28 protein-coding genes are annotated in these 25,771 nt (G+C 68.9%); 10 read left to right on the top strand and 18 right to left on the bottom strand.

From position 1 onward, the window contains the following. Positions 1–18 precede the first annotated feature (18 nt). The gene (locus BCEP18194_RS12230) at positions 19–351 is read right to left on the bottom strand and encodes a YnfA family protein (protein WP_011351591.1); all 333 of its coding nucleotides are present in this window, start codon (positions 349–351) and stop codon (positions 19–21) included. A gap of 538 nt (positions 352–889) precedes the next feature. On the opposite strand from BCEP18194_RS12230, the gene proP reads away from it, so the two are divergent. After that, complete coding sequence (gene proP / locus BCEP18194_RS12225; RefSeq protein ID WP_011351590.1) at positions 890–2,377, top strand: glycine betaine/L-proline transporter ProP; 1,488 nt, start codon at positions 890–892, stop codon at positions 2,375–2,377. A gap of 108 nt (positions 2,378–2,485) precedes the next feature. Here proP and BCEP18194_RS12220 read toward each other — a convergent pair whose 3' ends face one another. Both BCEP18194_RS12220 and BCEP18194_RS12215 read right to left on the bottom strand, forming a co-directional pair. Continuing rightward, the gene (locus tag BCEP18194_RS12220; RefSeq protein WP_174915255.1) at positions 2,486–2,692 is read right to left on the bottom strand and encodes a hypothetical protein; all 207 of its coding nucleotides are present in this window, start codon (positions 2,690–2,692) and stop codon (positions 2,486–2,488) included. Positions 2,693–2,864: 172 nt separating this feature from the next. Beyond that, on the bottom strand, positions 2,865–3,494 hold the full coding sequence (locus BCEP18194_RS12215; protein WP_011351588.1) for a glutathione S-transferase family protein: 630 nt from the start codon (positions 3,492–3,494) through the stop codon (positions 2,865–2,867). A 259-nt stretch (positions 3,495–3,753) separates the two neighbouring features. Between BCEP18194_RS12215 and phaZ the strand changes: the two genes are divergently transcribed. Next, positions 3,754–4,971 (top strand): polyhydroxyalkanoate depolymerase, encoded by a 1,218-nt coding sequence (gene phaZ / locus BCEP18194_RS12210; protein WP_041492796.1) that lies wholly within the window; start codon positions 3,754–3,756, stop codon positions 4,969–4,971. 7 nt (positions 4,972–4,978) lie between these two features. On the opposite strand, the gene BCEP18194_RS12205 is transcribed toward phaZ, so the two are convergent. The 11 genes from BCEP18194_RS12205 to madL form a co-directional block, all read right to left on the bottom strand. Beyond that, positions 4,979–5,623, bottom strand: a complete 645-nt coding sequence (locus BCEP18194_RS12205) for a phosphoribosyltransferase (protein WP_011351586.1) — start codon at positions 5,621–5,623, stop codon at positions 4,979–4,981. Positions 5,624–5,748: 125 nt separating this feature from the next. Continuing rightward, a complete protein-coding gene (locus BCEP18194_RS12200) occupies positions 5,749–6,270 on the bottom strand; it encodes a phospholipase D-like domain-containing protein (RefSeq protein ID WP_011351585.1) in 522 nt (173 codons plus the stop codon). Between the two features lie 117 nt (positions 6,271–6,387). Further along, a complete protein-coding gene (mdcH, locus tag BCEP18194_RS12195) occupies positions 6,388–7,320 on the bottom strand; it encodes a malonate decarboxylase subunit epsilon (RefSeq protein ID WP_011351584.1) in 933 nt (310 codons plus the stop codon). Beyond that, the gene (mdcB, locus tag BCEP18194_RS12190) at positions 7,317–8,183 is read right to left on the bottom strand and encodes a triphosphoribosyl-dephospho-CoA synthase MdcB (RefSeq protein WP_011351583.1); all 867 of its coding nucleotides are present in this window, start codon (positions 8,181–8,183) and stop codon (positions 7,317–7,319) included. Before mdcB ends, mdcH begins: the two co-directional genes overlap by 4 nt. Then, entirely contained in the window at positions 8,180–8,848 is a 669-nt protein-coding gene (gene mdcG, locus BCEP18194_RS12185) for a malonate decarboxylase holo-[acyl-carrier-protein] synthase (RefSeq protein ID WP_041493046.1), read from the bottom strand. The genes mdcB and mdcG overlap by 4 nt, the downstream gene beginning before the upstream one ends. After that, positions 8,835–9,542, bottom strand: coding sequence for a biotin-independent malonate decarboxylase subunit gamma (mdcE, locus tag BCEP18194_RS12180; protein WP_011351581.1), 708 nt, complete (start codon positions 9,540–9,542; stop codon positions 8,835–8,837). Before mdcE ends, mdcG begins: the two co-directional genes overlap by 14 nt. Next, positions 9,529–10,533: a biotin-independent malonate decarboxylase subunit beta gene (locus BCEP18194_RS12175; RefSeq protein WP_011351580.1), complete on the bottom strand. Its 1,005-nt coding sequence runs from the start codon at positions 10,531–10,533 to the stop codon at positions 9,529–9,531. The genes mdcE and BCEP18194_RS12175 overlap by 14 nt, the downstream gene beginning before the upstream one ends. Then, entirely contained in the window at positions 10,530–10,847 is a 318-nt protein-coding gene (gene mdcC, locus BCEP18194_RS12170; RefSeq protein WP_011351579.1) for a malonate decarboxylase acyl carrier protein, read from the bottom strand. The genes BCEP18194_RS12175 and mdcC overlap by 4 nt, the downstream gene beginning before the upstream one ends. A 10-nt stretch (positions 10,848–10,857) precedes the next feature. Continuing rightward, positions 10,858–12,504 carry a malonate decarboxylase subunit alpha gene (mdcA, locus tag BCEP18194_RS12165; protein ID WP_011351578.1) on the bottom strand — a complete coding sequence of 549 codons (1,647 nt, stop codon included), beginning with the start codon at positions 12,502–12,504 and terminating at the stop codon, positions 10,858–10,860. A 134-nt stretch (positions 12,505–12,638) separates the two neighbouring features. Next, positions 12,639–13,406, bottom strand: a complete 768-nt coding sequence (gene madM, locus BCEP18194_RS12160; RefSeq protein ID WP_011351577.1) for a malonate transporter subunit MadM — start codon at positions 13,404–13,406, stop codon at positions 12,639–12,641. 11 nt (positions 13,407–13,417) lie between these two features. Next, entirely contained in the window at positions 13,418–13,813 is a 396-nt protein-coding gene (madL, locus tag BCEP18194_RS12155) for a malonate transporter subunit MadL (RefSeq protein WP_011351576.1), read from the bottom strand. Between the two features lie 328 nt (positions 13,814–14,141). Here madL and BCEP18194_RS12150 point away from each other — a divergent pair, with 328 nt between their 5' ends. Continuing rightward, positions 14,142–14,990: a LysR substrate-binding domain-containing protein gene (locus BCEP18194_RS12150; protein ID WP_011351575.1), complete on the top strand. Its 849-nt coding sequence runs from the start codon at positions 14,142–14,144 to the stop codon at positions 14,988–14,990. A 181-nt stretch (positions 14,991–15,171) separates the two neighbouring features. After that, positions 15,172–15,453 (top strand): DUF4148 domain-containing protein, encoded by a 282-nt coding sequence (locus tag BCEP18194_RS12145; protein ID WP_011351574.1) that lies wholly within the window; start codon positions 15,172–15,174, stop codon positions 15,451–15,453. Positions 15,454–15,487: 34 nt separating this feature from the next. Here BCEP18194_RS12145 and BCEP18194_RS12140 read toward each other — a convergent pair whose 3' ends face one another. Next, positions 15,488–16,405 (bottom strand): 3-hydroxyacyl-CoA dehydrogenase NAD-binding domain-containing protein, encoded by a 918-nt coding sequence (locus BCEP18194_RS12140; protein ID WP_011351573.1) that lies wholly within the window; start codon positions 16,403–16,405, stop codon positions 15,488–15,490. 247 nt (positions 16,406–16,652) lie between these two features. On the opposite strand from BCEP18194_RS12140, the gene BCEP18194_RS12135 reads away from it, so the two are divergent. Both BCEP18194_RS12135 and BCEP18194_RS12130 read left to right on the top strand, forming a co-directional pair. Continuing rightward, positions 16,653–17,093, top strand: a complete 441-nt coding sequence (locus tag BCEP18194_RS12135; protein ID WP_011351572.1) for an Hsp20/alpha crystallin family protein — start codon at positions 16,653–16,655, stop codon at positions 17,091–17,093. 16 nt (positions 17,094–17,109) lie between these two features. After that, complete coding sequence (locus tag BCEP18194_RS12130) at positions 17,110–17,520, top strand: Hsp20/alpha crystallin family protein (RefSeq protein WP_011351571.1); 411 nt, start codon at positions 17,110–17,112, stop codon at positions 17,518–17,520. 87 nt (positions 17,521–17,607) lie between these two features. Here the strand turns inward: BCEP18194_RS12130 and BCEP18194_RS12125 are convergent, their stop codons facing one another. Continuing rightward, positions 17,608–17,922, bottom strand: a complete 315-nt coding sequence (locus tag BCEP18194_RS12125; RefSeq protein ID WP_011351570.1) for a zf-TFIIB domain-containing protein — start codon at positions 17,920–17,922, stop codon at positions 17,608–17,610. Between the two features lie 90 nt (positions 17,923–18,012). Next, positions 18,013–18,768, bottom strand: a complete 756-nt coding sequence (locus BCEP18194_RS12120) for a TerC family protein (RefSeq protein WP_041492794.1) — start codon at positions 18,766–18,768, stop codon at positions 18,013–18,015. A gap of 108 nt (positions 18,769–18,876) precedes the next feature. On the opposite strand from BCEP18194_RS12120, the gene BCEP18194_RS12115 reads away from it, so the two are divergent. Together BCEP18194_RS12115 and BCEP18194_RS12110 are read left to right on the top strand one after the other, a co-directional pair. Continuing rightward, a complete protein-coding gene (locus tag BCEP18194_RS12115; RefSeq protein WP_011351568.1) occupies positions 18,877–19,770 on the top strand; it encodes a LysR family transcriptional regulator in 894 nt (297 codons plus the stop codon). 116 nt (positions 19,771–19,886) lie between these two features. Next, on the top strand, positions 19,887–21,014 hold the full coding sequence (locus BCEP18194_RS12110) for a DUF2242 domain-containing protein (protein ID WP_011351567.1): 1,128 nt from the start codon (positions 19,887–19,889) through the stop codon (positions 21,012–21,014). A 343-nt stretch (positions 21,015–21,357) separates the two neighbouring features. Here BCEP18194_RS12110 and BCEP18194_RS12105 read toward each other — a convergent pair whose 3' ends face one another. After that, the gene (locus tag BCEP18194_RS12105; protein ID WP_011351566.1) at positions 21,358–22,278 is read right to left on the bottom strand and encodes a pyridoxal-phosphate dependent enzyme; all 921 of its coding nucleotides are present in this window, start codon (positions 22,276–22,278) and stop codon (positions 21,358–21,360) included. 165 nt (positions 22,279–22,443) lie between these two features. On the opposite strand from BCEP18194_RS12105, the gene BCEP18194_RS12100 reads away from it, so the two are divergent. Together BCEP18194_RS12100 and BCEP18194_RS12095 are read left to right on the top strand one after the other, a co-directional pair. Further along, positions 22,444–23,364, top strand: a complete 921-nt coding sequence (locus BCEP18194_RS12100) for a LysR family transcriptional regulator (RefSeq protein WP_011351565.1) — start codon at positions 22,444–22,446, stop codon at positions 23,362–23,364. A gap of 730 nt (positions 23,365–24,094) precedes the next feature. Continuing rightward, entirely contained in the window at positions 24,095–25,300 is a 1,206-nt protein-coding gene (locus BCEP18194_RS12095) for an MFS transporter (protein WP_011351564.1), read from the top strand. Positions 25,301–25,771 lie beyond the last annotated feature (471 nt).

Here is a 25,771-nt window from a genome sequence, read left to right as displayed (position 1 = left end):
CACGCGCCGCGGCCGCGCTCACGCGCGCGGCTGCAGCGCGATGACCGCCATCCCGCCGAGCGCAAGCACCGCGCCGGCCACGTCCCAGCGGGTCAGCGCGACGCCGTCGACCACCCGCAGCCAGACCAGCGCCACCGCGATATACACGCCGCCGTACGCAGCATAGGTGCGCCCCGCCGCACTCGGGTGCAGCGTCAGCAGCCACGCGAACAGCGCGAGCGACAGTGCGGCCGGCACCAGCAACCACACCGGCCGGCCCTCCTTCAGCACGAGCCACGGCAGGTAACAGCCGACGATTTCGGCCAGCGCGGTGGCGGCAAATAACGCCGCGATCCTCATCAGTTCGGTCATCCGGTTCCTCGTGAATTCGGCCCCGTCACCGGGGGCCGCACGGCTCCGCCGCGCGCCGCCGATCATACCCGAGCCGCTCCCGCCGGACGCCCCGCCAGACGGGCGTTTCCCGGCAATTTGCACGATCATCCGTCATCGTGCTATCATGTAGCCTGTTTCAACATTCAATCTCTGTCTATTCGATTTCGAGAGAAGTCCGTCCGCGCGTTGCGGGCCGGCCCTTCGACCGAAATTGCACATACAGGAAAGCCCGCCCGACAGGCCCGCTTTTCTCGTTTCGTTGCCCCTCCGGGGCGCTTGCCGGAACGCTGGACACCGTCCGCACCGGCATCTGCCGCCTGCATCACGCGGCCCATTCTTCATGAGCGCACTGTCGCGACGGCCCATCGGGCCCGCGTCGAAGCAGCCCCTTACGGCCCTTTACCGCCCATCGTGCAGTAAGTGCTTAAAGGTTTGCCCCGACGCGCCGCACCCGACACCGCGCTCGCCGGCAAACCGTGTCGGACGGCCCGCCCGTTCGGCGCAGTCAAAGGAGTGCATGACCTTGACCGCAACACACGTCAGCCCGACCGCTGCTTCTTCCTCCGCTTCGTCGTCCGGCGAAGCCCCGCTCGTCGCGGACGACATAACCGTCGTCGACCAGAGCCTACTCAAGCGCGCCGTCAGCGCGATGGCCATCGGCAACGCGATGGAATGGTTCGACTTCGGCGTCTACAGCTACATCGCCGTCACGCTCGGCAAGGTGTTCTTCCCGTCCAGCAGCCCGTCCGCGCAGCTGCTCGCGACCTTCGGCACGTTCGCGGCCGCGTTCCTCGTGCGCCCGCTCGGCGGCATGGTGTTCGGCCCGCTCGGCGACCGCATCGGCCGCCAGCGCGTGCTCGCCGCCACGATGATCATGATGGCCGTCGGCACCTTCGCGATCGGCCTGATCCCCAGCTACGCGTCGATCGGCATCATGGCGCCCGTGCTGCTGCTCGTCGCCCGCCTCGTGCAGGGTTTCTCGACCGGCGGCGAATACGGCGGCGCAGCCACCTTCATCGCCGAATTCTCGACCGACAAGCGCCGCGGCTTCATGGGCAGCTTCCTCGAATTCGGCACGCTGATCGGTTACGTGATGGGTGCGGGCGTCGTCGCGCTGCTCACCGCGTCGCTGTCGCAGGAGGCGCTGCTGTCGTGGGGCTGGCGCGTGCCGTTCCTGATCGCCGGCCCGCTCGGCCTGATCGGTCTCTACATCCGGATGAAGCTCGAGGAAACGCCTGCGTTCAAGCGCCAGGCCGAAGAGCGCGAAGCGCAGGACAAGGCCGTGCCGAAGACGCGCTTCCGCGAAACGCTGATGCGCAACTGGCGTGCCCTGCTGCTGTGCGTCGGCCTCGTGCTGATCTTCAACGTGACCGACTACATGGTGCTGTCGTACCTGCCGAGCTTCATGTCGTCGACGCTGCACTTCGACGAATCGCACAGCCTCGTGCTCGTGCTGATCGTGATGGTGCTGATGATGCCGCTGACGCTCGCCGCCGGCCGCCTGTCCGACCGGATCGGCCGCAAGCCCGTGATGCTCGCCGGCTGCGTCGGCCTGCTCGCGCTGTCGATCCCGTCGATGATGCTGATCCATGCGGGCACCACGGCGTCGGTGTTCGGCGGCCTGCTGATCCTCGGCGTGCTGCTGTCGTGCTTCACCGGCGTGATGCCGTCGGCGCTGCCGGCGCTGTTCCCGACCGAGATCCGCTACGGCGCGCTCGCGATCGGCTTCAACGTGTCGGTGTCGCTGTTCGGCGGCACGACGCCGCTCGTGACCGCGTGGCTGGTCGACGTCACCCACAACCTGATGATGCCCGCGTACTACATGATGGGCGCCGCCGTGATCGGCATCGTGTCGGTCGTCGCGCTCGCCGAAACCGCGCGTCAGCCGCTCAAGGGTTCGCCGCCGGCCGTCGCGTCGCGTCGCGAAGCCCATCAGCTCGTGCGCCAGATGCGCGAGGACGACGAATCGGAGATGTACGGTGTCGTATCGCCGGCACGCGCCTGAGCGTCGCCCATGAAAAAGCCCCGGCCGAAGCCGGGGCCCGATCGAACCCGATCCGCCCGACCGGCTTGCGCCGGCCGGGCTTTTTTCATCCATGCGACGCGTGCGCCGTCATGCCTGCGCTTCGCAGTGGCGGCAGAAAATCAGCGCGCGCGAGCGCGACACAGCGGCCTGCGCACCGCGCGCCGCGACGATCAGCCCGACCTGACTGAGATTGAAATCGCGCTCGACCATCAACTGCGTCAGCGCGGCAAGCGGCAACACGAGGGACGGGTGGTACAGGCTCGATTCGATCAGGGCTTTCATCATCGGCTCCATCAGGCAATGCGTGATTCGATGGAGTGGATTCTAGGGACCGGCCGCTTCCGGATAAACAGCACGAATGCGAAGTCACTTGTCGGCCGCCGCGAACAATCGGCAAAGGCCTGCCTGGCAAGGCCGAGCGGGCGTCAGGGAGCGGCGCGGACCGCATCGCTCCCTGCCGCGACGCCTAGACGAGCGGCGTTTCGACGAACGCCGGCAGCGCTTCCGCCCGCGCCGAGTGCGCGGCCAGTGCCGGATAACGGGCCGGATCGATCCGCGCGAGCACCGGGTAGTCGGCCGCCATGAACTGCGTGAAACGCCATGCCACTGCGACCGTCACGTCGGACTGCAGCAGGCGCGTACCACCGAACCAGCCGTTCGCGGCCGCGACGAGCGGCTCCAGCGCGCCGTATGCGCCCTCGATCTGGCTCAGCACGCGCTCGAGCCACGGCGCATGCTGTTTGTCGGCCGGACGCAGCGACTGCTCGTAGACGACCTGCACGGTCTTCTCGGCAGCCGCCAGCGCGAAGCCGACCGGCACGAGTACGCGCAGCCGTGCATCGGCGGCATCGGGCAGCAGGCGCCGTTCGGGCGCGACCCGATGATCGAGATAGTCGACGATCAGCGACGAATCGAGCAGCGTCGCGCCGTCGTCGGTCACGAGCGTCGGTGCCTTGACGACCGGGTTGATCGCCCTGAACTGCTCGAAATGACGGAACACCGAGATCGACTCGTGTTCGAACGGGAGGTCGAGCAGCTTCGCCGAAATGGCGACCCGACGCACGAACGGGGAATCCAGCATGCCGATCAGCTTCATCGCGAACGCTCCGCTTGAGGGGAATGGGATCGACGACTGTAGCAGCGTCGCGCGGTATCGCCTAGGGCCCGTTCCCGGCAGCAACGGGCGGGCGCGGGCGCCGGCGCCACGAACGCGTTTGCCGCAATGACGGAACGTGCACGGCCGGCCCTCGCGTCCGTGCGCTCGATGCGCATCCGCCAGTCACGCGCCGGGCTCACGCTGTCCGGCCACAGTGACCATAATGCAAGTTCACACCCCTTCCGCCCCAAGGTTCGCCATGTGGTATGCCCTCGTCGAGCAGCAGCGGGAATGGATGCGCGCCTGGCGCGCGGCGACGCGGCACGCGTTCGACGCGTGGCCCGCGGCCACGCTGCCGCACGCCGCGTCGTCGTGCTATGACGACCTGTTCGAGCCGCTGCTCGGGCCGCCGGACGGCCCCCCGCGCTTCGATATCGGATGGCCGGCGCTCGGCGAGCGCGTGGTCGCGCGCACGCCGTTCTGCGACCTGCGGCGTTTCACGCGCGCCGATGCGCGGCGCACGGTGCTGCTGTGCGCGCCGCTCGCCGGGCATGCGGCCGTGATGATGCGGGAAACCGTCGAGACGCTGCTCGCGGACGGCGACGTCTGCGTGACCGACTGGCGCAACGCGCGCGACGTGCCGCTCGCATCGGGCCGCTTCGGGCTCGACGAGTATGTCGCGACGCTCGACGGCTTCGTCGACGGGCTCGCGCCCGACGACCGGCCGCTGCATGTCGTCGCCGTGTGCCAGGCGACCGTGCCGGTGCTTGGCGCGCTCGCGCTACGCGCGGCGCGCGGCCTCCCACCGCCCGCGAGCGTCACGCTGATCGGCGGCCCGCTTGACGCGCGCCGCAATCCGAGCGCACTCGGCACCGCCGCTGCCGCCCATTCGCTCGGCTGGTGCCGCCGCCACCTGATCGACGTCGTGCCGCCCGGCTTCGCGGGGCACGGCCGCCACGTGTTTCCGACCTATCTGCAGCAGGGCGAGATCGCGCTCGTGTACCCGCAGCGCTTCCTGTCGCTGATCGAGGCGTACGCGCTGGCCGCGTCGCGCTTCGACATGACCGGGCTCGCCGGCGCGCGGCGTGCGCTGCTCGAATACACGGCGCTGCTCGACATGCCGGCCGAATATTTCCTCGATACGGTCGACATCGTGTTCCAGCGCATGAGCCTTGCGCTCGGCACGTGGGACGTGGGCGGCCAGCGCGTCGAGCCGGCGGCGTTGCGCGACGTCGCGCTGCTGACCGTCGAAGGCGCATGCGACAAGGTCACGGGCGCCGGCCAGACGCACGCGGCACTCGACCTGTGCAGCGGCCTCGCCGACGACGAGCGCTACCGCATCGACATCGACGACTGCGATCACTACGGGCTGTTTACCGGGGCGCGCTGGCACGGGGATGTCCATCCGATGCTGCAGCGCGTGTTCGCGTGGGCCGAAACCCGCCGCCCTCGCCCGCACCGCACCAGGCGGACGTGATCGCGAATCAGCGCCTTGCCGCGTCGAGCAAAGCGCGGACCTCGTCGTCGCTCGTCTGCTCGAAGCGCGCGTAGAACTGGCTGATCCCGAAGAACGGCAGCGGCAGCGTCACGGTGACAAACGCATCGGCCAGATCGTCGAACACATGGCGCGTGCCCGCCGGCGCGACCGGGGCAGCCGCGATGATCCGCGCCGGATGACGCTCGCGCAACGCCTGCAGCGCGACACGCATCGATGCGCCGGTCGCGACGCCGTCGTCGATGACGATCGCGATGCGCCCTTCGACCGGCAACGGCGGTGCGGCACCGCGATACAGCGCTTCGCGCCGATGCAGTTCGGCGGTCTCGCGCGCGATCACGTCGGCGAGCTGCGCGTCGGACACGTTCATCGAGCGGAGCACCGAACGCTGCAGATGAATCGCACCGCCCGTCGCGATCGCGCCCATTGCGAGCTCGGGATCGTACGGCACGCCGAGCTTGCGCACGACCAGCACGTCGAGCGGCGCGTGCAGCGCACAAGCGACCGGATACGCGACGGGCACGCCGCCGCGCGGCAACGCGAGCACGACGACATTGCCACGCCCCGCGTAATCGCCCAATGCGACGGCCAGCTGGCGGCCGGCATCGGCGCGATCGGCAAAACACTCGAACACGATCGGCTCCCTGCCGTTGCGCCGGATGCGCGAAACCCGCGCCGGCGCCTGTCAACGAGCATGGTTCATCGGCCGCACCGATGCAAGCAGGGTCACACCGGCGCGCGCGACGCCGACGGAAAGGGTCAGAGGCCGCCGGCCTGCCGGTACAGCCGCCAGAACGACTGCGCATAGGATTGCGCAAGCTCGGGCGCGCGCTGGAACACGTTCACCGTTTCCGCATGCGCGGCTGCGCCTTCGGACAGCGTCGTCAGCGCGACGCTGTCGTCGACGATCACGAAGCGCGGCGCGGGATCGCCGTGCCGCGAATCGATCGCCACGTCGATACCCGAGGATTTCAGATAGCCCGCGCCGCTGTATCTGCCCGCGCGCGGCGAACGCACGAGCACGACACGCACCTCGACCCCGCGCGCGCGGGCCGCGCGCAGCGCGCTCGCGACCGCCGGCGGCACGTGCGCATAGCCTGCCAGCAGCACCCGGCGTTGGGCCTGGCCGATCAGGTCGACGGTCGCGTCGGCCGCTGCATTGTCATACGAAAAGTATGTGCCGACCGATGCGGCGTCGGACGGAATCTGGCTGGCGTGGGCGCTCGCCGCGCAGCAAAGCGCGGCGAGAAGGAAGGCGGCTGGTCTCATGGCGGGCGCCATTGTAGCGACGCCAATTCGCGTGGCAAGCACCGGCTGCGATGCTGCTGCGCCGGCGCAACACACAGCGCAAAACCGGTGCCCGGCGAACGGGTTACAGCCCGCTTTTCACGCTGTCGATCAGCCCGCCGCGACGCGTGCGAGCCAGCTCGCCACGCCATCGACGGAACGGAAATCCGCGAGGCTGCGCGCCGGCAGCGCCGGATAGGCACCGCCAGCCATCTCCGCCAGCGCACGGCCGGGACCGAGCTCGAGGAACGCGGTCGCACCGGCCTCCACGCAGGCGGCAAGACAGGCCGCCCACTCGACCGGCTCCGCGACCTGCCGCGCAAGCTTGTCGAGGCCTGCGTCGACGTCGAGCACCGATGTGCCATCGATCCCCGAAAACAGCCGCGTGCCGGGCAGCGGCCGCCGCACGTCAGTCGCGGCGAGCGACGCGCGAAACACCGGCACGGCCGCGGCGAGCCGGCGCGTGTGCGACGCGATCCGCACGCAGACGGGCGCGACGCGCAGCGCGCCGGCGCGCGACGCATCGTCGGCCACGGCATCGACATCGGCCTGCCGCCCCGCGACCACGAACGCGTCGCCGGGGTTCGCGATCGCGATCGCCGCGTCGCGGCCGTCGCACAACTGCGCGAGTTGCGTGCGCGTCAGGCCGCGGACGAACACCATGCGCTCGTCGCCGCCGCTTGCAGCGTCCATCGCGCGCGCACGCGCATCGGCCAGGTCGAGCGCGGCGTCCGGCTCGATCATCCCCGCGACGCTCCACGACGCGACTTCGCCGACGCTGTAGCCGGCGACGCAGCGCCGGCGCGGCCACACCGCGTCGAGCAGCGCGGCGGCGGCGAGCGCCTGGACCGTGCAGAGAATCTGCGCGGCACGGTTTTCGCGCAGCGCGTCCGGCCCCGCCTGTCGGACCCAGGCCCGCGGATCGTCGCCGAGGAGCCGGCCGGCGTGCGCGAACAGCGCGTCAGCCTGCGGCGCGGTGCCAGTCAGGTCGAACATGTCCGCGCGCTGCGCGCCCTGTCCCGAACAGAGGATGGCCAGCGTCATTTTTCGTCCCCGTCCGCTTCGAGCGCATCGACGAAGACGCTCATCGCGAGCAGGTCGGCCGCGCCGCCCGGGCTCAGCCGCCGCGCCACGAACGCCCGATGCGCAGCGGCCGCGCGCAGCCGCCAGTCGCACGCACGCACGCCGCCACGTGCGACGAACGCGCGTGCGGTCGCCCGCGCGAAGTCGAGGCCGGCCTGTCCGCCCCGGTGCAGCAGGTTCGTATCGTCGAGCGCGGCGATCAGCGCGAAGCACGCAGCGACGCGCGCAGCCTCCGGATCACCAGGCAGGTCACGCTGCGCGCGGCGCAGCGCGGGCAGCCCGATCGCGTAGACGGTCGTGAAACCGTCAGCCGCCTCGCGACGTGCGCCGCCCACGCCGTAGCGACGGCTCGCACGTTCGCCGTGGCTGTTGGGCAAGCGCGGGCCGCCGAGGATATCGGCTCCCCAGCGGCGCGAGACGAACGCACCGAGCGTCATTCCTGCCGGCATGGTTCCCGGCGTCGCGCGCCGGCCCGCGGCCGCACACAGCAGCCCGAGCCCGAAGATCGCGCCGCGATGCGTATTGACGCCGCCGGTCGCGGCGAGCATCGCATGCTCGGCGCGCAGGCCGATCTTGCGCAGCACGGCCATGTCCGCATCGCGTGCGCCCGCGTCGGCCAACTCGGCGAAGTACGGCCGCAGCACAGCGGCGCTGCGGGCGAACGTCGCGGCATCCATGTCGGTGTGGCTGCCGGTGTCGACGAGACTGACGAGCCCCGGCTTCGGATAAGTCTCGATTTCGAGCACGAGGCTGCGCTCGGCCAATTCGGCGATGCGCTCGGCTTCGGACGCCGCCGTTACGCGGCAGACAGCCCATGCGCTCATCGCATGCCTCCGGTGAAGGCGCCGGCCGCCATCAGTTCGACGGCGATCGCGGTCTTGACCGCGACTTCCGGATGCCGCGCATGCAGTTCGCGCCAGTTGACGCCCGCGCCGTCGTCGCGCAGCAGTTCGCCGTCGATGCGCATCGGCGCGCGCGCGTCGATTGCCGCGAGGCCGTCGAGCAGCGGCGCGATCGATGCGGCGTCCGGCAGCGGGAACACGATGTCGAGATCGGACGATTCGCCCAGGTAGCGCTCGCCCGTCAGCGCCTGCCATGCGAGGCTGCCGAACACGCGGCACTGCACGCCGCAACGCGCGCCGAGTGCATCGAGTTCGCGCAACGCGGCATGCCATGCGTCGGGCGCGGCGGCTAGCACGTCGGACAGCGCGGGCAGCGGCCCGACCGTCGCGAGCGCGTCGGCAGCCGCGTTCAGCGCGATGCGCCGCTTGCCCGCCGAAGGCGGCAACGGCAGGCCGAGCGGCACACGGCCGGCGTCGGCCTCGTCGGGCGACGCGCGGCGCACGATCAGCGGCCAGCCGCGTTCGGCCCACGCGCGCACGAACGGATCGGCCGCGAGCGCGGGATCGCGCGCGAATGCCGCGCCCCACCCCGCCGCCGTCAGCGTGACGAGCGTGTGGCGGCGCAGCGGCAGCTCAACGTGCGGCACGCGCGAGTGCCTCGACGCGCTGGGCGACATCGGCGGCAACCGGCCGGCCGCGTGACGCACGACGGTCGACGCGGTCGGCCGGCTTGCCGAGCCATTCGCCGACCTGCGCGTCGAGCGCGCGGGCCGGATCGAGCACGGCGTCGACAGCGCCCATCTTCACGAGATTGTCGAGCCCCGGCGCGAACACCGGTGTCGAGCGCGACATCTCCTTCAGCACGTCGATCGGCAGCTTGGTCACGCGCGACATCGACGGCAGGTCCATCACCTCCGGCTCGGCGCCCGGCACCGCGAGCAGCGTGCGGGTTGCGAGCGCGGTCGCGATGAACGCGCCCGCGGCCGTGTGGCCGTACAGCACGCCGATCGTCCGATGCCCGGCGAGATCCGCGTGCATCAGGCACTTCGCGAGATGCGACAGCCCTTCGTTCAGGCCGAGCAGTTCGTCGCGCTTGCTCATCCGCTGGCTATCGCTGTCGACCAGCACGAGGATCGGCGTGTCGCCGCCGCGCGCGATCGTGTCGAGCACACGCGCCGCGAGCGTCAGCGCCTCGTCGATGCCGAACGGCAAACGGTCGGCGACGCCGATCACGTCGACGCGCGTGCCGGCCAGCTCCGCGTGGCCGGTCAGCAGGCCGCCGTCACGGGCGATCCAATGGCCTTGCGGGAACAGTGAATTCAGTAATTCATCGAGCGTCATGCGGGCTCTCCTGCAGTTGGTCCGCGAGCGCGGCGAAGGCATCGTCCGGCATCCCCGGAATCGCTTCCGGCGCCGATGCGCCCAGCGCACGCCACACGTCGAGTGCATCGTTGCATGCACCGAATCGCTCGACACGCGCTTCGAGGCGCGCCTGTTCCGCGCGCAGCATTGCCGCATCGAATTTCGGCGCGCGGCCGATCAGCTCGAGCGCCACCGCACGGAACGCATCGGGCGTGTCGGCCACGTAGCGATCCGCGCCGCCGATCAGCCGCCGGTGCTTGCCGCCCATCGTGCGCCAGATCAGCGCGCGGTCCTTCGCATCGAATTCCTCGACGCCGCGATTGGTCTCGATCACTTCGGGGCCCGACACGCTGATGCGGCCCTGCTCCGATACTGCGAGCGCCGAGCAGCACGCGGCGAGCAACCCGCCGCCGCCATAGCAGCCCGCGCGCCCGCCGATCAGCCCGATCACCGGCACGCCGGCCGTGCGCGCTTCGACGAGCGCGCGCATGATCTCGGCGATCGCGAGTTCGCCCGCGTTCGCTTCCTGCAGCCGCACGCCACCCGTATCGAACAGGATCAGCACCGGCTTGCCGGTTTCGCGCGCGGCACGCAGCAGCCCGGTGAGCTTCGCGCCGTGCACTTCGCCGAACGCGCCGCCCATGAAGCGGCCTTCCTGCGCGGCGACGAACACCGGCTGGCCGTCGAGCCGGCCGTGGCCGACCACCATCCCGTCGTCGAACTGCTGCGGCAGGTCGAACAGCGGCAAGTGCGGGCTCGTCACGCGCTCGGCCGGACCGAGGAATTCACTGAAACTGCCGGCGTCGAGCAGCCCGTCGATGCGCTGCCGCGCCGACGCTTCGTACCAGCTCGCGGCGTTCGCGACGAACGCCGGTGCGTCGTGGATCACGTCGTTCGGCGCCTCCGCCCCTGGGGAGGCACCGGCCCCCTCGGGGGGCAGCGAATGGATGTGAGCGTGGGGGGTGTTCATTGCGCGTCTCCCTCGATCGCTCGCACCGCCTGTGCGAGCCGCAGCGACACCATGTCGGGCCGCGCGCCGCCGTCATTGATCGACAGCTTCAAACCGCCCGGTGTGCGCCGCTCGACGAAATCCGTGACGACGGCCTGCCACACCGCGCCGAACCCGACCGCCGCCGTGCGGATGTCGATCTCGCATTCGTTGCCCGGCAGCACGCGCTCGACGAGCACTTCGAGATTGCCGGATGCCACCACGCCGACGAGCGCCGCGGCCTGCTCGCCCTTCGCGCGTTCGCGCGCGGTGAAGCGATAGTTCAACTGTTCCATGCCCTTGTCCTTACCAGTTGCGGAACCGGGCCGGCGGCGCATAGAGCCCGCCCGACCAGTGCACGAGATCCTTGATCGAACGCGCGGCGAGCCAGCGGCGATCGGCGTCGAGCGGATCGATGCCGAGATCCTCCGGGCGGCGGATCACGCCGCGCTCGCGCAGCCGCTCGACCATTTTCCGGTCGCGGCCGCGGCCGATCTCGGTATAGCCGGCGACGCCGCGGATCGCGTGCTCGCGTTCGTCCTTGTCGCGGCACATCAGCAGGTTCGCGATCCCTTCCTCGGTGACGATGTGCGTGACGTCGTCGCCGTAGACCATGATCGGCGCGAGGTCGAGCTGCAGCTTGTCGGCGAGCTTCAGCGCGTCGAGCTTCTCGACGAACATCGGCACGTTCTTGTCGCCGAACGTCTCGCCGATCTGCACGACGAGCTTGCGGCCGCGCCTGAGCGCCGCCGGCGTGTCGGGGTCGGCTTCCGCGCCGGCCTTCAGCCACGGCTCGCTCGGATGGCGCCGGCCGCGCGCGTCGCTGCCCATGTTCGGCGCGCCGCCGAAACCGGCAATGCGCTCGGCCGTGACCGTCGACGAATGGCCGGACAGGTCGATCTGCAGCGTCGAGCCGATGAACATGTCGCACGCATAGAGGCCGGCCGTCTGGCAGAACGCACGGTTCGAGCGCAGCGACCCGTCGGGGCCGGTGAACCAGATGTCGGAACGCGCGCGGATGTAGTCGTCCATCCCGACTTCCGAGCCGAAGCAATGGATCTGCTCGACCCAGCCCGACTCGATCGCGGGAATCAGCGTCGGGTGCGGATTGAGCGCCCAGTGCGAGCAGACCTTGCCTTTCAGCCCGAGCTTCTCGCCGTAGGTCGGCAGCAGCAGCTCGATCGCGGCCGTGTTGAAGCCGATCCCGTGGTTCAGGCGCTTGATGCCGTACGGCTCGTAGATGCCCTTGATCGCGAGCATCGCGGTGAGGATCTGCGTTTCGGTGATCGCGGCCGGATCGCGCGTGAACAGCGGCTCGACGTAGAACGGCCGGCCGGCCTCGACGACGAAATGCACGCGGTCGCCCGGGATGTCGACGCGCGGCACCTTGTCGACGATACGGTCGACCTGCGCGATCACGACGCCGTCCTTGAACGCGGTGGCCTCGACGACGGTGGGCGTATCTTCGGTGTTCGGGCCGGTGTACAGGTTGCCGTCGCGATCGGCGCTGACCGCAGCGATCAGCGCGACCTGCGGCGTGAGGTCGATGAAGTAGCGTGCGAACAGTTCGAGATAGGTGTGCACCGCGCCGAGCGCGATCTTGCCGCCGAACAGCAGTTTCGCGATCCGCTGCGACTGCGGGCCCGAATACGCGAAGTCGAGACGCTTCGCGATGCCGCGCTCGAACACGTCGAGATGCTCGGGCAGCACGACGCCCGACTGCACCATGTGCAGGTCGTGGATCTTCGCGCTGTCGACGTCGGCGAGCGCCGTCGCGAGCAGGTCGGCCTGCTTCTGGTTGTCGCCTTCGAGGCAGACGCGGTCGCCGGGCCGCAGCACCGCTTCGAGCAACGCCACGGTGTCGCGCGCATCGACCCGCTTGCCCTGCGCGTACACCGCGCCGGCCGCGAGCCGTGCATCGCGCGCCTGCCGCGCGTGATTCCATCCCGTCATGAACAGTTCTCCCGCTTCGATGGTTCAGCGGCATTCTAAGCCTGGCGCCGCCGCCGATTGATGATGTTGACGAATGCGACTCAGAGGACGCGGCGATGGATGCGGCCCGCACTCGGGCCGCCCATCGTCCGGGCCTAGGCGCCGACCAGCGCGCGCGTCGTGAAGAACAGCACCGACGGGCCGAGCAGACAGCCGACGCCCGTATGGAACGTCGCGACGAGCGCACCGTACGGGACGAGCCGGCGGTCGGTCGCGGCGAGCCCCGCGCTCACGCCGCTGACGGTGCCGGCCAGGCCGCCGAAAATCATCGCGGAACGCGGCGTCTTCAGGCCCATGAAGTTGGCCGCAACCGGCGTGCCGACCATCACGATGATCGCCTTGACGAGCCCGGTCGCGATGCTGAGCGCGATCACGTCGGAGCTTGCGCCGATCGCCGCGCCCGTGACCGGGCCGACGATGTAGGTGACGGCGCCCGCGCCGATGGTCGTCATGCTGACCGCGTCGGTATAGCCGAACGCGCGCGCGATGCACGCACCGACGATGAACGGCAGCACGGTGCCGAGCAGCAGCGACACGACGCCGACGAGCCCGGCCTTGCGCGCCTCGGTCGGCTGTACTTCGAACGCGGTCGCGACGATCGCGAAATCGCGCAGCATCGCGCCGCCCATCAGGCCGACGCCCGCGAACAGCGGCACGTCGGCGATCCCCTTCTCGCCGCCGGTGAAGGCGCCGCCGACGTACGCCAGCGCGAGGCCGATCACGATCGCGATCGCGGAGCCGTGCACACGGCCGAACGTGAGCTTGCGCGACGCGATCGACGACAGCCACATGATCAGGCCGACCAGCGCGAACGACGCGACGAGCCCGTTGTGGGCGACAGTTTTTTCGAGCATCTGCAGCATGGCGGCCTCCGTCACTGTTCTTCGAATTGCGGCACGCCCGCGAAGGCCGTGTCGTCGCGCCCGGTGCGCACGAGTACCGCGATGCAGCATGCGCAGATCGCGACCGCGCCGACGGCGGCCAGCAGCGCGACGGGGCCGCCCTTCAGCGCCGCGACGACGTTCTGGTTCGCGGCCATCGCGACCACGACGGGGATGTACATCGCGCCCCAGAAACCGACGCCGGCCTCGGTCTCCTTCGGCAGCCAGCCGCGCCGGTGCAGCCAGAGGCGCAGGCAGATCAGCAGCAGCATCGCGATGCCGACGCCGCCGACGTTGGTCTTCACGCCGATCGCGCCGCCGAGCAGGTCGCCGAGGAACAATCCGGCCAGGTGGCAGAACGCCAGCAGCGCGGTTCCGTAGATGATCATGAGTCGTCTCCAGTCTCTTCGTGACGGGCGCATTGCCGCCAGCAGGAGCCGAACCTTGCCCGCCGATTCCGTGCCGGGCGTGTCTCCTGCGGCGGTGCGCCGCGGCCCGGCGACCCGTCATGCGGGCACGTTCTCGGGCGGTCGATGGGATGATGCGGTTTCGGGCCGGACGCCGGATGCCTTAGACTGAACGAAGCAGCCGCCGGCACGACGCGGGCTACGCGTCCGGTACGCCCCGTTGCGGGCCGCACCGGGGCGTGATCCGATACTAGCGCCGCAAAATCCGGCCATTTATGAAGTTGTCGAAACCGATTCAGTGGATTTAGCAATGCGTCCGTTACCGCCCGAGCTGCTGCGCAGCTTCGTCGCCGTCGCCCAGTCCGGCAGCTTCACCGCCGCGTCCGAGCGCGTGAGCCTGTCGCAGTCGACCGTCAGCCAGCATATCCGCCGCCTCGAGGAGCTGCTCGACCGGCCGCTGTTCGAGCGCGACACGCGCAACGTGCACCTGTCGCAGCACGGCGATGCGCTGTTCCGCTACGCGGTGCGCATCCTCGAGCTGATGGACGAAGCCGTCACGTCGGTGTGCGGGCCGCCGCTGTCGGGCAAGGTGCGGCTCGCGATGTCGGAGGATTTCGCGTCGGCACACCTGACCGCCGCGCTCGCGAGCTTCGTGCAGCGCAATCCGGAAGTCGAGCTCGCGATCTCGACCGGGCTGTCGGGCGACCTGTTCGACGCGCTCGACGAAGGGCGGCACGATCTCGTGTTCGCGAAGCGCATCGCCGGCAGCCGGCGCGGCCGCGTGATCCGCAGCGAGCCGCTGTACTGGTGCACGGGCCCCGATTCGCGGATCACCGGCCACGAGACCGTGCTGCCGCTTGCGATGCATCCGGAACCGAGCGTGTCGCGCCGCCGCGTGCTCGAATCGCTCGAAGCCGTCGGGCGCCCTTACCGGATCGCGGTCGTGAGCAGCAGCGTCGCGGTGTTGCGTGCCGCCGCAAGCGCGGGGCTCGGCGTCAGCGCGTTCGCCGGCTACGTGATCCCGGCCGGGCTCGCGCGGCTCGAGGCCGGGCTGCCCGAACTCGGCGAACTCGAATACGTGATCGACCGGCCGGCGGCCGCATCGCGTTCGACGCTTGCCCTCGAAGCCACGCTGATTACAGCCGCATCGGAGTTGTAAGCGCATCGGGCGCGATCCACGCAGCGGCGAGCGCGCCCGGTGCCCGCGCCCGCAACTGACAGCTTTGCCCGGAACGCGTCATCGTCCACGCAGCACCCGCTCGCGACAATGGGACCCATCGGAACGCACGGCCAGCCGCCGCCGCGCATCCGGTGTCCCGTCCCCTTGATCGGAGCACGCCATGAATGTCATGCGATTCGCCGTTGCGACCGCCGCCGCCGCCCTGCTGTCCCCCGCCTTTGCCCAGACGTCCGATACCGCGGCGCCCGCGCAGGGGCTGACCCGCGCGGAAGTCATCGCGCAACTCAAGCAGGCCTATCTCGACGGCCAACTGCCGACGAACGACGGCAACTATCCGCCGAACGCCGCGACCCGCGCACGCAACCGCGAACTCGTGCAGGCCGCGAGCCCCGCCTGGCTCGCGCAGACGCCGCAGGCAGCGCAAACCGCCGCGCAGCAGTAGCCGGCCGCGGCCCGGACGCGACGCCGCGGCGCGGTCACGGCAGGAAGCTGCGGCGCCGCGCGTCGATCAGCTCGACGAGCAAGCGGTCGCGTTCGGCCGCCAGTTCCTGCATCGAGCGCTCGCCCTGGATCGCGCGCAATTCGTCGTTCAGCTTGCGATCGACGTCCGGATCGAACGAAGGCGTGCCGAGGTCGTCCCACCAACTCGTGATCGGCCCCGACAGGTGTTCGAGAAAGTGCGCGATCCCGCCCGTGCCGCCGCCGAGGTGATAGGTCAGGCACTGCCCCATCAGCCCCCAGCGCAGACCGGGCCCCCACGCGACAGCCTTGTCCGCATCGGCGACGCTCACGACACCTTCGCCGACGAGGTGATACACCTCGCGGAACAGCGCGGCCGCGAGCCGGTTCGCGACGTGGCCGGTCATCTCCTTGTTGAGGACGATCGTCTGCTTGCCGAGCGCATCGTAGAAATCCTTCACGCGCGCGGTCACGTCCTGGCTGGTGGCGTCGCCGCCGACCAGCTCGACGAGCGGAATCAGGTGCGGCGGATTGAACGGATGCGCAATCAGGCAGCGTTCCGGATGCTTGTCGCATGCGGTCTGGATGTCCGACATTTTCAGGCCCGACGAACTCGACGCGATCGGCACGTGCGCGGGCAGCACGTCGTCCATCTGCCGGTACAGCGCGCGCTTCAGGTCGAGCCGCTCCGGGCCGTTTTCCTGCACGAAGTCGACACCGTCGAGCGCACGCACGAGATCGGCGTCGAACGACAGCCGCGCCGAAAGTTCGGCGGCCCGCTCGCCGAGAAACGCGGCCAGCGATTCGCGCAGCCGCGTGTCGGCTTGCGGCGCCGGATCGGTCGCGACGACGTCGAAGCCCTGCGTCAGATAGAAAGCGGCCCAGCTCGCGCCGATCACGCCGGCGCCGACGATCGCGATGCGTCGAATGTCCATGATTGTCCCGTGTCGTTGGTCTGCAGATAGATCGCGGCGATTGTCGCATCGAATCGCACGGGCATGTATTGACGCAGATTGCAGATGCCCTCTTGAAATGCGCTGAGGTGGCCACTAATTACACGTCGTCGGGCAGTGCACCATCCAACGCACTGCCCCCGTTTCGACCCAGTGGAGCTTCCACGTCGCGCCCGCCGCAGGCGCCGCGCCGTCACGTCTCCCGTGTTCCCTGTTCAGGAGGACCAACATGAGCGGTATCCATTTCGGCAGCGACCTGTTCGACGAATTCGCCCGCGTGCAGCGGCAAGTGGCCAACCTGCTGGGCGAACGTCCGTCCGGCATTCGCGCGGTGCGGCCCGGCGCCTTTCCCGCGCTCAACGTCGGCGCCACCGACGGCGCCATCGAGATCGTCGCGTTTGCGCCCGGCATGGCCGCGGCCGACTTCGACGTATCGATCGACAAGGACTTGCTGACGATCAGCGGCGAGCGCAAGCCGGCGGCTCGCAGCGAAGGCGACGATCTGCGTACTTATGCGCAGGAGCGTTTTCACGGTGCATTCCGTCGCGTCGTCGAGTTGCCGCGGGATGCAGACTCCGACCAGGTCAGCGCCCGCTACGAAAACGGCTGCCTGCTGATTCGCGTCGGCCGGCGCGAGGCATCGAAGCCGCGTGCAATCACCGTTCAATAATATTCAGGATACCGACATGAATGCGAACCCGACCCTGGCCGAGCGTCAGACGAACACCGTTCACCCCGCTGCCGCCGAAGCGGCCCGCCGGCCCGCGATCACGCCGGCCGTCGACATCGTCGAGAACCATCTCGGCGTCACGCTGCGGGCCGACCTGCCCGGCGTGCCGCGCGAAAACCTCGACGTGAGGGTGCACGACAACACGCTGACGATCGAGGCCGACACGCAGATCGACACGCCTGCCGATCTCCGCGTGCGGCACGCCGAAATCCGCGCGACGCGCTATGCACGCAGCTTCGTGCTGAGCCCCGATCTCGACACGTCGAGGATCGACGCGAACCTGCGCGACGGCGTGCTGACGCTGACGATTCCGCGCCGCGAGGAAACGCGACCACGCCGCATCGACGTGACGGCCGGCAACGCGTAAGCACCCACGCGGGCGATCATCCCGCACGCATGAAAAAGCCCCGCCGGGTACGTACGGCGGGGCTTTCTTTTATGACGTGCGGTGTGATCAGTCGAAGTCGAACAGGTCGAACACCGATTTCTTGCGACGCTGGCCGTCGTGCTTGTAGCGATCATCGTGCGAGCGGCCATCGTGTCTGTCACGGCTGTCATGCGAGCGAGCGTCGCGCCCCCACCCGCCGTCGTGGCCGCGCGGTGCTTGCGCATCGTGCCGCACGGGCGCGTCGCCGGCCTCGCGTGCGATCAGCTTGTCGAGTTCGCCGCGATCGAGCCACACACCGCGGCAGGTCGGACAGTAGTCGATCTCGATCGACTGGCGCTCGGCCATCAGCAGGTCGGGCGTCTTGCAGACTGGGCATTTCATCGCGCTTCTCCTTTCCGTGCGAATTTCGTCTGGATTCCATATGAGGCGCGTGACGCCGGCCACCGCAGCAGCCGTGTCACGCGCGGTGGCTCAGTGGCCTTCCGTCGGTGCCGAGCGCTTCGACTTCGCGCGCCGCGCCAGCATGTTCATGCCTTCGACGAAAGCCGAGAACGCCATTGCCGCGTAGATGTAGCCCTTCGGCACATGCGAGCCGAACCCTTCGGCGATCAGCGTCATGCCGATCACGACCAGGAACGACAGCGCGAGCATCACGATGGTCGGGTTGCGGTCGATGAAGCGTGCGAGCGGCTGTGCAGCGAACAGCATCACGGCGACGGCGACGATCACCGCGACGAACATGATCGGCACGTGTTCGGTCATGCCGATCGCGGTCACGATGCTGTCGATCGAGAACACGATGTCGAGCATCACGATCTGGCCGATCGCGGCCCACACCGTCAGGCCGACCGCGCCGCCCGAACCGCCCGCGCCTTCACCGTCGCGCGACACATGGTGATGGATCTCGGTGGTCGCCTTCCAGACGAGGAACAGGCCGCCCGACAGCAGGATCAGGTCGCGCCACGAGAACGCATGGTCGAACAGCGTGAACACCGGTTCGGTGAGGCTCGCGATCCACGCGACGCTGCCGAGCAGCGCGAGGCGCATCACCAGCGCGAGCGCGATGCCGAGGCGCTGCGTGCGGGCACGCTGCGCTTCGGGCAGCTTGTTGCTGAGGATCGAGATGAAGATCAGGTTGTCGATGCCGAGCACGACTTCCATCACGACGAGCGTCAGAAGCGCAGCCCAGACGGCGGGGTCAACGGCAAGCGTCAGCAGGTAGTCCATGAAATGGGCCGATACGAAAGTGGAAAGCCAGATCATATGCCGCCCCGGACTTCGGAAAAATCAGAGAGAATCTGACTTTTGGTTCGGTTTTTCCGAAATTACGATCCGATGCTCAATTTCCGACATCTGTACTACTTCTGGGTCGTCGTGAAGGAAGGCGGCTTCGCGCGCGCGGCCGCGCGGCTCGACATGGCCGTGCAGACCATCAGTGCGCAGGTGCGCGAGCTCGAAAAAGCGCTCGGGCACCAGTTATTGCGCCCGGCCGGGCGCGGCGTCACGATGACCGACGCCGGCCAGGCCGCGTTTGCGCGCGCGGAGGCGATCTTCGAAATGGGGCGGCTGATCCCCGACGAAGTGCGCGCGGCGGCCAGCCAGCCGACCGTGCGGCTCGCGGTCGGCCTCGCGGACGGCATCTCCAAGCTCGCCGCGCACGCGATCCTCGCGCCCGTGCTGGATACGCCCACGCTGCGGCTGCTGTGCCACGAAGGCGAGCACGATGCGCTGCTCGCGGAGCTGGCGCTGCATCATCTCGACCTGGTGCTGGCCGGCCAGGGCGCGCCGTCCGGTTCGAACCTGCGCGTGACGAGCGAGCGGCTCGTCGCGTCGCCGGTCGACTGGTATGGCCCCTCGGCGCTCGTCACGCCGGCCGCGCGGCAGCACTTTCCGCAGTGCCTCGCCGACCTGCCCGTGCTGCTGCCGACCGCGCATTCTGCGCTGCGCGCGCGCCTCGACCTGTGGCTGGAAGGAGAACGGATCCTGCCCCGTGTGGCCGGGGAGTTCGAGGACAGCGCGCTGATGGCCGTGTTCGCGGCGCGCGGCCTCGGCGTGTTTCCGCTGAGCGAACTCGGCGCGAACGACGCGTCGCTGCTGCGCGGGTTGCGGCGGCTCGGGCGTGCCGGCGACGTGACCGAGGAGATCCACGCGATCCGCTCGCGGCGCGGCGAACACCATCCGCTGACGTCGCAATTGCTCGCCGCGGCACGCGGCGCACCGGCCGACTGAAGCGAGCGCGACATCAAAGGAAACTATAATGACGCCCCGGCCTTACGAGATGGCCGCGCGCTTCATCCTGGCTCCGCCCGTTGCGCGACCTCTCGCCAAGCCTTCTGAAAGACGCCATGCACAACCGATTTCGCCTGTTTTCCGTTTCGTGCGCGCTCGCGGCCGCGACCGTGCTGGCGGCGTGCTCGTCGCCGCCCAAGCCGATCTACCAGCAGGAACAGTTCGACGCGACCAGCAGCCCGTATGCGCATACGTTCCACTCGAAATCCGACGCGGCCTGCGAGGCCGCGCGGCGCGCGCTGCTGAGCCAGGGCTATGTGGTGTCGTCGTCGCGCAACGATGCGGTCGACGGCAGCAAGAATTTCCAGCCGAACAACGACATGCACGTCGTGATCGAGTTTCACGTCGTGTGCGCGGACGCGAACGCCGATGGCTCGTCGAGCATTGCGTACGTTAACGCGGTGCAGGATCGCTACACGCTGAAGAAGTCGAATACGTCGGCCAGCGTGGGCTTGAGCGTGTTCGGCTCGCTGTCGCTGCCGATCGGGTCGAGTGACGATGCGCTCGTCAAGACCGCCAGCGAGACGATTCCCGCCGGCGTGTTCTATGAGCGCTTCTTCAATCTCGTCGAGCATTTCCTGAAGATCGACCCGGCCCGCCGCGACCGCGCGACCGTCAAGGCTGCCGAGAAGGAACCCGTCACGCCGCTGCCCGAACCCGCGCCGACACCCCAGGGCGAGCCGATGAAGATGACGACGCCGGTCGTGCCGACGCCGCCCGCGGCGCCGGTGCCGCTGTCGCTGCCGGTCGTGGCGCCCGAGTCGGGCGCGAATGCCGTGCCGGCCGCCGCGTCGGCCGTGGTCGTGCCGGCGGCGATGCGTGCTGCCGCGCCGGTGGCGGCGTCTGGTTCGGGGTCGGTACCGGCTTCGGGTGCGGCGCCTGCATCGGCCGCCTCGTCGACGCCTGCACCGGCGTCCGGATCGGCATCCACGCCGGCTTCGGCTGCCGTGCCGGTTTCCGCGCCGGCATCCGCTTCCAGCCCGGCATCGTCAGCTGCCACGGCGGCGTCGACGCATGCCGCTTCGGCGCCGGCCGCTGCGACGCTGGCTCCGGTCGCGCCTGCGTCCACCGCTTCGGCCCCCGTATCGGCATCGGCACCGTCGAGCACCTCACCCACGCCTGCCGCCGCCAACCCCGTCGCATCGTCCGCACCGTCCGGCGCGAGCGCACCGGCCGCAAACTGACCGGCCGCCCGTATCGTCGCGCCCGGCCGTACCCGGCACCGCGCGACGATACGCACCCTTCCCCGTCATTCCTCACGGGAATCTCCGCGCCACCGGCTGCTTACCCGTTGTGTTGCGGATATTGCTTCGATGTGCTTCGATGCTTCGCGACATCGTGGCGGGCATACGCGGCCGATGCCGACGTTCGTCGGGGTCGACGGCCACCCGGCCTTTCGCAACGTCGCGCGCCGCGTCTGCATCTGCTCGATGATCGCCGTCACGCCAGCGCAGACGATCGCAGGGATATCCATCATCGACCGCCATCCAACCGACTCCGACAAACCTGCTTGCGCCGGCCTCTCGCCTACCGCAACGTCGCGCGCAACGTCTGCATCTGCTCGACGGTTGCCGTCACGCCGCCGCAGACGATCACGGCGATATCCGTCGCCGATGCAAGCACGGGCACCGGTCGCTCGAGTGCGGCCAGCGCAGCACCGCATGCGGGCTCGACAACGATCCGGTGTTCATCGAGGAAGCGCAGCGACGCGGCCACCGCGTCGGCATCGGACACGACGACCGGATGGATCTCGTGTCGCGCGGCCCATTCGACCGCCGCATCGCATGGCCGCTTCGCGCCGAGCGACGTCGCGATGCTCGTGATCGCCGACAACTCGACCACACGCCCCTGCGCCAGCGAGCGCGCATAGCAGTCGGCGCCCTCCGTTTCGGCGGCGACTACCGGCACGTCGTGCCAGCCGTTGCGCGCCAGCCCTTCGAGCACGCCGCACAGCAGCCCGCCGCCGCCGACCGCGAGCACGACCGCGCCGGGCTTCGGGCCGGCCGCCGCCATCTCGTCGATCATCGTCGCGTGGCCCTGCCACAGCACACGGTCGTCGAACGGATGCACGAACGCATCGTGCTCGCCGAGTGCCGACTGCGCGTACGCGTTCGCCTCGGCCCAGCTCGCGCCGTGCACGACCACCTCCGCGCCCTCGACGCGGATCAGCTCGCGGGCGCGGGCCGACGCGCTCTCCGGCACGACGACGAGCACCGGCACGCCGAGTTCGCGGCCGCAATACGCGACCGCGATGCCCGCATTGCCGCCCGACGACGACACGAAGCGCCGCGCGCCGGCCGCATGCCGCGCTTCACAAACGGCGCCGATGCCGCGCAGCTTGAACGAGCCCGACGGCTGCAGCGCATCGAGCTTCAGCCGGATGGTCCTGCCGAGCCGGCGGGACGCAATTTGCGAGCGGATATAAGGGGTCGGGATATGAAGCGGCATGGGACGGGACCAATGGGAACGGAGGGAACTGAAGGAACGCACGCGACGCGCCACTGCGCGCGGCAACGACGGTTATCGTACGGCACGCTTCCCATGCTTTCCAATACCATCGGATGGCGTTTGCTATGCTTCACAGGTATATCGATGAACCGGAACGGAACCCGCATGCGTCAGATCGAATTGCGTCACCTGCGCTACTTCGTGGCCGTCGCGCAAGCCGGCAGCGTGATGGCCGGCGCCCGCGCGGCCGGCATCGTCCAGCCCGCGCTGTCGCGACAGATCCGCGAACTCGAGGACGCGATCGGCACGCCGCTGCTGGTGCGCCGCGCAACGGGCGTCACGCTCACGGCGGCCGGCGCCAGCTTCCTGCAGGACGCGACCGGCCTGCTCGCGACGCTGCAGGACAGCCGTGAGCGCGCACTGCGCAGCGCGGCCGGCCAGCTGGGCGAGCTGCGGCTCGGTGCGTTGCCGAACTGCCTGCCGTTGCCCGTCGTCGCAAACGTCCTCAAGTCCTTTCGCGATGCGTGCCCGGACGTGAAGCTGTCGATCGCACCGATGCTGTCGGCCGAACAGGCGGGCGCGCTGATGCGCGGCCAGCTCGACGGCGGGATCATGGCGTGGCGCCGGGACGAGGCGCCTCACCTGTCGGGCGTACGGCTGCTGAGCGACCGCTTCGTGCTCGCGATGCCCGCGCCGCCGGGCGGACGCTTCACCGCGCCGCGCACGCTGGCCGACGTCGCGAACGAGCCGTTCGTCTGGTTCGATGCGCAGCGCTCCGCCGCGCACCACCGGTTCCTGATGGCGCAGTGCCAGCAGGCCGGCTTCACGCCGCGCATCGCGCAGGTCGGCAGCGACATTCCGACGTTGATCGGCCTCGTCGCAGCCGGGATGGGCTGTGCATTCGTGCCGGAAAGCTCGTCGCCGACCTGCCCGCACACGGTCCGGCTCGTCGCGCTCGACGAACTCGCGAGCCGCTTCGACATCGAGTTCGTGTTCGACGGTGCGGCAATGCCGCCGTCGCCCGTCGTCGCGCGGTTTCTCGAGGCCGTGCGCGACGCGGCCGGTGAAGCGCGCCAAGCGGGCTGAGTGACAGCAGATTCCACGACTTCGCCCGGCGCTTGAGCGACACGATTCGCGGTGCCGAATGACGGGCGGAACCCCCTTCCGTCAAACCGTCGGCTTGGCTGCCGAAACAGGCTAAACAGCCGCATCTTTTTCGCGAAAATTCTTACAAAACGACGACACCGGACGCCGCAGCACCGGTGTTTTTAAATTGACACCAAAAACGGCCGTTTAACGTCGGTTCGAATTGTCATGGTTCGAAATATACTGCGCGCGCATCCAACCCTCGTGCCAAAGAGAGGATGCGTTTCCGCCCCGGTCACGGTCCCCCTGTGATCGGGGCTTTTTTTGCCCTTGTGCCTTGTCTGCAAAGGGTTTTCGGCGACGGCGCGACGGTCGTTCGGGGCAATGCCCGCTACCTGGCCGGCCCGCCCGATCCGCGCGGCGGCGGATCGCCGGACGGTCCGCGGACGGCCTCCGGATCATCGGGCGGAACGACCGTCAGCCCACTTCGAAGCGTCGATGGCTCACGGTCTCCAGGCCGAAAGCCACATCCCCTTCATTACACGACGCTTTCACAAAAATCCCGCTTTCGCCCGACCCTCCAGCGGGCTTCGAGCGCTCGCTGCATTATTGACATGAAATCAAGATAATTTCGTTCGTATACGGCTTTTTCCGCAAAAGTCATGCAGGCACACTTCGCCCTGTCCTCAACGGCCTGTGCCGTTGTCCCTCGACTACAGGAGCTCATCGCGTGAACACCACGACTTCCTCTCCTTCCCGCCCGGGCGGCAGCGCAGCGCTGCCGCTGCTGGCACTCGCCGCCGGTGCGTTCGGCATCGGCACGACCGAGTTCTCGCCGATGGGCCTGCTGCCCGTGATCGCCGACGGCGTGCACGTGTCGATTCCGCAGGCCGGCATGCTGATCAGCGCGTATGCGATCGGCGTGATGGTCGGCGCGCCGCTGATGACGCTGCTGCTCGCACGCTGGTCGCGCCGCTCGGCGCTGATCGCGCTGATGTCGATCTTCACGATCGGCAACCTGCTGTCGGCGTTCGCGCCGGGCTACACGACGCTGCTGCTCGCCCGCCTCGTGACGAGCCTCAACCACGGCGCGTTCTTCGGACTCGGCTCGGTGGTCGCGGCCAGCCTCGTGCCGCGCGAAAAGCAGGCCAGCGCGGTCGCGACGATGTTCATGGGTCTCACGATCGCGAACGTCGGCGGCGTGCCGGCCGCGACCTGGCTCGGCCAGATCATCGGCTGGCGCATGTCGTTCGCGGCGACCGCGGGCCTCGGCCTGGTGGCGATCGCCGGGCTGTTCGCGGCACTGCCGAAGGGCGAAGCCGGCAAGATGCCCGACCTGCGCGCGGAACTCTCGGTGCTGACGCGCCCCGTCGTGCTCGGCGCGCTCGGGACGACCGTGCTCGGCGCCGGTGCGATGTTCACGCTCTATACGTATGTCGCGCCGACGCTCGAACACGTGACCGGCGCGACGCCCGGCTTCGTGACCGCGATGCTGGTGCTGATCGGCGTCGGCTTCTCGATCGGCAACATCGCGGGCGGGCGCCTCGCCGACCGCTCGCTCGACGGCACGCTGATCGGTTTCCTGCTGTTGCTGATCGCCACGATGGCGGCGTTCCCGGTGCTCGCCAGCACGCACGTCGGCGCAGCCGTCACGCTGCTCGTGTGGGGTGTCGCAACGTTCGCGGTCGTGCCGCCGCTGCAGATGCGCGTGATGCGGGCGGCCCACGAAGCGCCGGGCCTCGCGTCGGCCGTCAACATCGGCGCGTTCAACCTCGGCAATGCGCTCGGCGCAGCCGCCGGCGGTGCGGCGATCTCGGCAGGCTTCGGTTATGCGGCCGTGCCGCTCGTCGGCGGGCTGATCGCCGCAGCCGGACTCGCACTCGTGTTCCTGCAGATCGCGCAGCAGCGCCGCGCACCGGCCGCCACGAATTCGTAATCGCGACACGTCGCGCCGGTGATGCGCGACGGCCCACCTCCCCTCAGGCAAACACGTTCACGGCCGCGCAAAGCGGCCGTCTTCGTTTCAATCGGCAATTCCGATTCACCGATTCCACAATCAGAAAATCAGGAATATCGGCACATCATGCGTCACGGCAAATCCGGTTCGCTAATGGAAAACTGAAATCGATTCAATCCATCCGAACGATTCAACACCTGCATATTTCACTTCACCGGATACATTAATCATTCATTCCGCACCGACCGTTTCAACCCGTCACACCAATCGGAAAAATCGAATCGCACCCTGCAATATTCGCGAATTAATTGCCGCATCACTGGAAAATCTTTCGCTCGCCTCGCACCAAAGAAAATCGAGAGCCGTAATGTTTTCCGGCTTTATTCAATCGATTCCCGGTTTTACTGTAACAAAATGAAACAGCCCGATCATTGCGATTGAAAGACTCGC

The organism is Burkholderia lata (assembly GCF_000012945.1).
Taxonomy (GTDB): Bacteria; Pseudomonadota; Gammaproteobacteria; order Burkholderiales; family Burkholderiaceae; genus Burkholderia; species Burkholderia lata.
This window is presented reverse-complemented; position numbering and strand designations above follow the sequence as displayed.

Coding starts and splice junctions, on each gene's coding strand:
- BCEP18194_RS12115 (WP_011351568.1), top strand. CDS start 18,877: ATGCTCAATTTCCGACATCTGTACTACTTCTGGGTCGTCGTGAAGGAA.
- BCEP18194_RS12200 (WP_011351585.1), bottom strand. CDS start 6,270: ATGGCGCCCGCCATGAGACCAGCCGCCTTCCTTCTCGCCGCGCTTTGC.
- mdcC (WP_011351579.1), bottom strand. CDS start 10,847: ATGGAACAGTTGAACTATCGCTTCACCGCGCGCGAACGCGCGAAGGGC.
- madM (WP_011351577.1), bottom strand. CDS start 13,406: ATGCTGCAGATGCTCGAAAAAACTGTCGCCCACAACGGGCTCGTCGCG.
- BCEP18194_RS12125 (WP_011351570.1), bottom strand. CDS start 17,922: ATGAAATGCCCAGTCTGCAAGACGCCCGACCTGCTGATGGCCGAGCGC.
- mdcB (WP_011351583.1), bottom strand. CDS start 8,183: ATGAGCGCATGGGCTGTCTGCCGCGTAACGGCGGCGTCCGAAGCCGAG.
- BCEP18194_RS12110 (WP_011351567.1), top strand. CDS start 19,887: ATGCACAACCGATTTCGCCTGTTTTCCGTTTCGTGCGCGCTCGCGGCC.
- madL (WP_011351576.1), bottom strand. CDS start 13,813: ATGATCATCTACGGAACCGCGCTGCTGGCGTTCTGCCACCTGGCCGGA.
- BCEP18194_RS12105 (WP_011351566.1), bottom strand. CDS start 22,278: ATGCCGCTTCATATCCCGACCCCTTATATCCGCTCGCAAATTGCGTCC.
- BCEP18194_RS12220 (WP_174915255.1), bottom strand. CDS start 2,692: ATGGAGCCGATGATGAAAGCCCTGATCGAATCGAGCCTGTACCACCCG.
- BCEP18194_RS12145 (WP_011351574.1), top strand. CDS start 15,172: ATGAATGTCATGCGATTCGCCGTTGCGACCGCCGCCGCCGCCCTGCTG.
- mdcE (WP_011351581.1), bottom strand. CDS start 9,542: ATGACGCTCGATGAATTACTGAATTCACTGTTCCCGCAAGGCCATTGG.
- BCEP18194_RS12100 (WP_011351565.1), top strand. CDS start 22,444: ATGCGTCAGATCGAATTGCGTCACCTGCGCTACTTCGTGGCCGTCGCG.
- BCEP18194_RS12130 (WP_011351571.1), top strand. CDS start 17,110: ATGAATGCGAACCCGACCCTGGCCGAGCGTCAGACGAACACCGTTCAC.
- BCEP18194_RS12215 (WP_011351588.1), bottom strand. CDS start 3,494: ATGAAGCTGATCGGCATGCTGGATTCCCCGTTCGTGCGTCGGGTCGCC.
- BCEP18194_RS12135 (WP_011351572.1), top strand. CDS start 16,653: ATGAGCGGTATCCATTTCGGCAGCGACCTGTTCGACGAATTCGCCCGC.
- BCEP18194_RS12175 (WP_011351580.1), bottom strand. CDS start 10,533: ATGAACACCCCCCACGCTCACATCCATTCGCTGCCCCCCGAGGGGGCC.
- BCEP18194_RS12150 (WP_011351575.1), top strand. CDS start 14,142: ATGCGTCCGTTACCGCCCGAGCTGCTGCGCAGCTTCGTCGCCGTCGCC.
- BCEP18194_RS12120 (WP_041492794.1), bottom strand. CDS start 18,768: ATGGACTACCTGCTGACGCTTGCCGTTGACCCCGCCGTCTGGGCTGCG.
- mdcH (WP_011351584.1), bottom strand. CDS start 7,320: ATGACGCTGGCCATCCTCTGTTCGGGACAGGGCGCGCAGCGCGCGGAC.
- phaZ (WP_041492796.1), top strand. CDS start 3,754: ATGTGGTATGCCCTCGTCGAGCAGCAGCGGGAATGGATGCGCGCCTGG.
- BCEP18194_RS12230 (WP_011351591.1), bottom strand. CDS start 351: ATGACCGAACTGATGAGGATCGCGGCGTTATTTGCCGCCACCGCGCTG.
- proP (WP_011351590.1), top strand. CDS start 890: ATGACCTTGACCGCAACACACGTCAGCCCGACCGCTGCTTCTTCCTCC.
- BCEP18194_RS12140 (WP_011351573.1), bottom strand. CDS start 16,405: ATGGACATTCGACGCATCGCGATCGTCGGCGCCGGCGTGATCGGCGCG.
- mdcA (WP_011351578.1), bottom strand. CDS start 12,504: ATGACGGGATGGAATCACGCGCGGCAGGCGCGCGATGCACGGCTCGCG.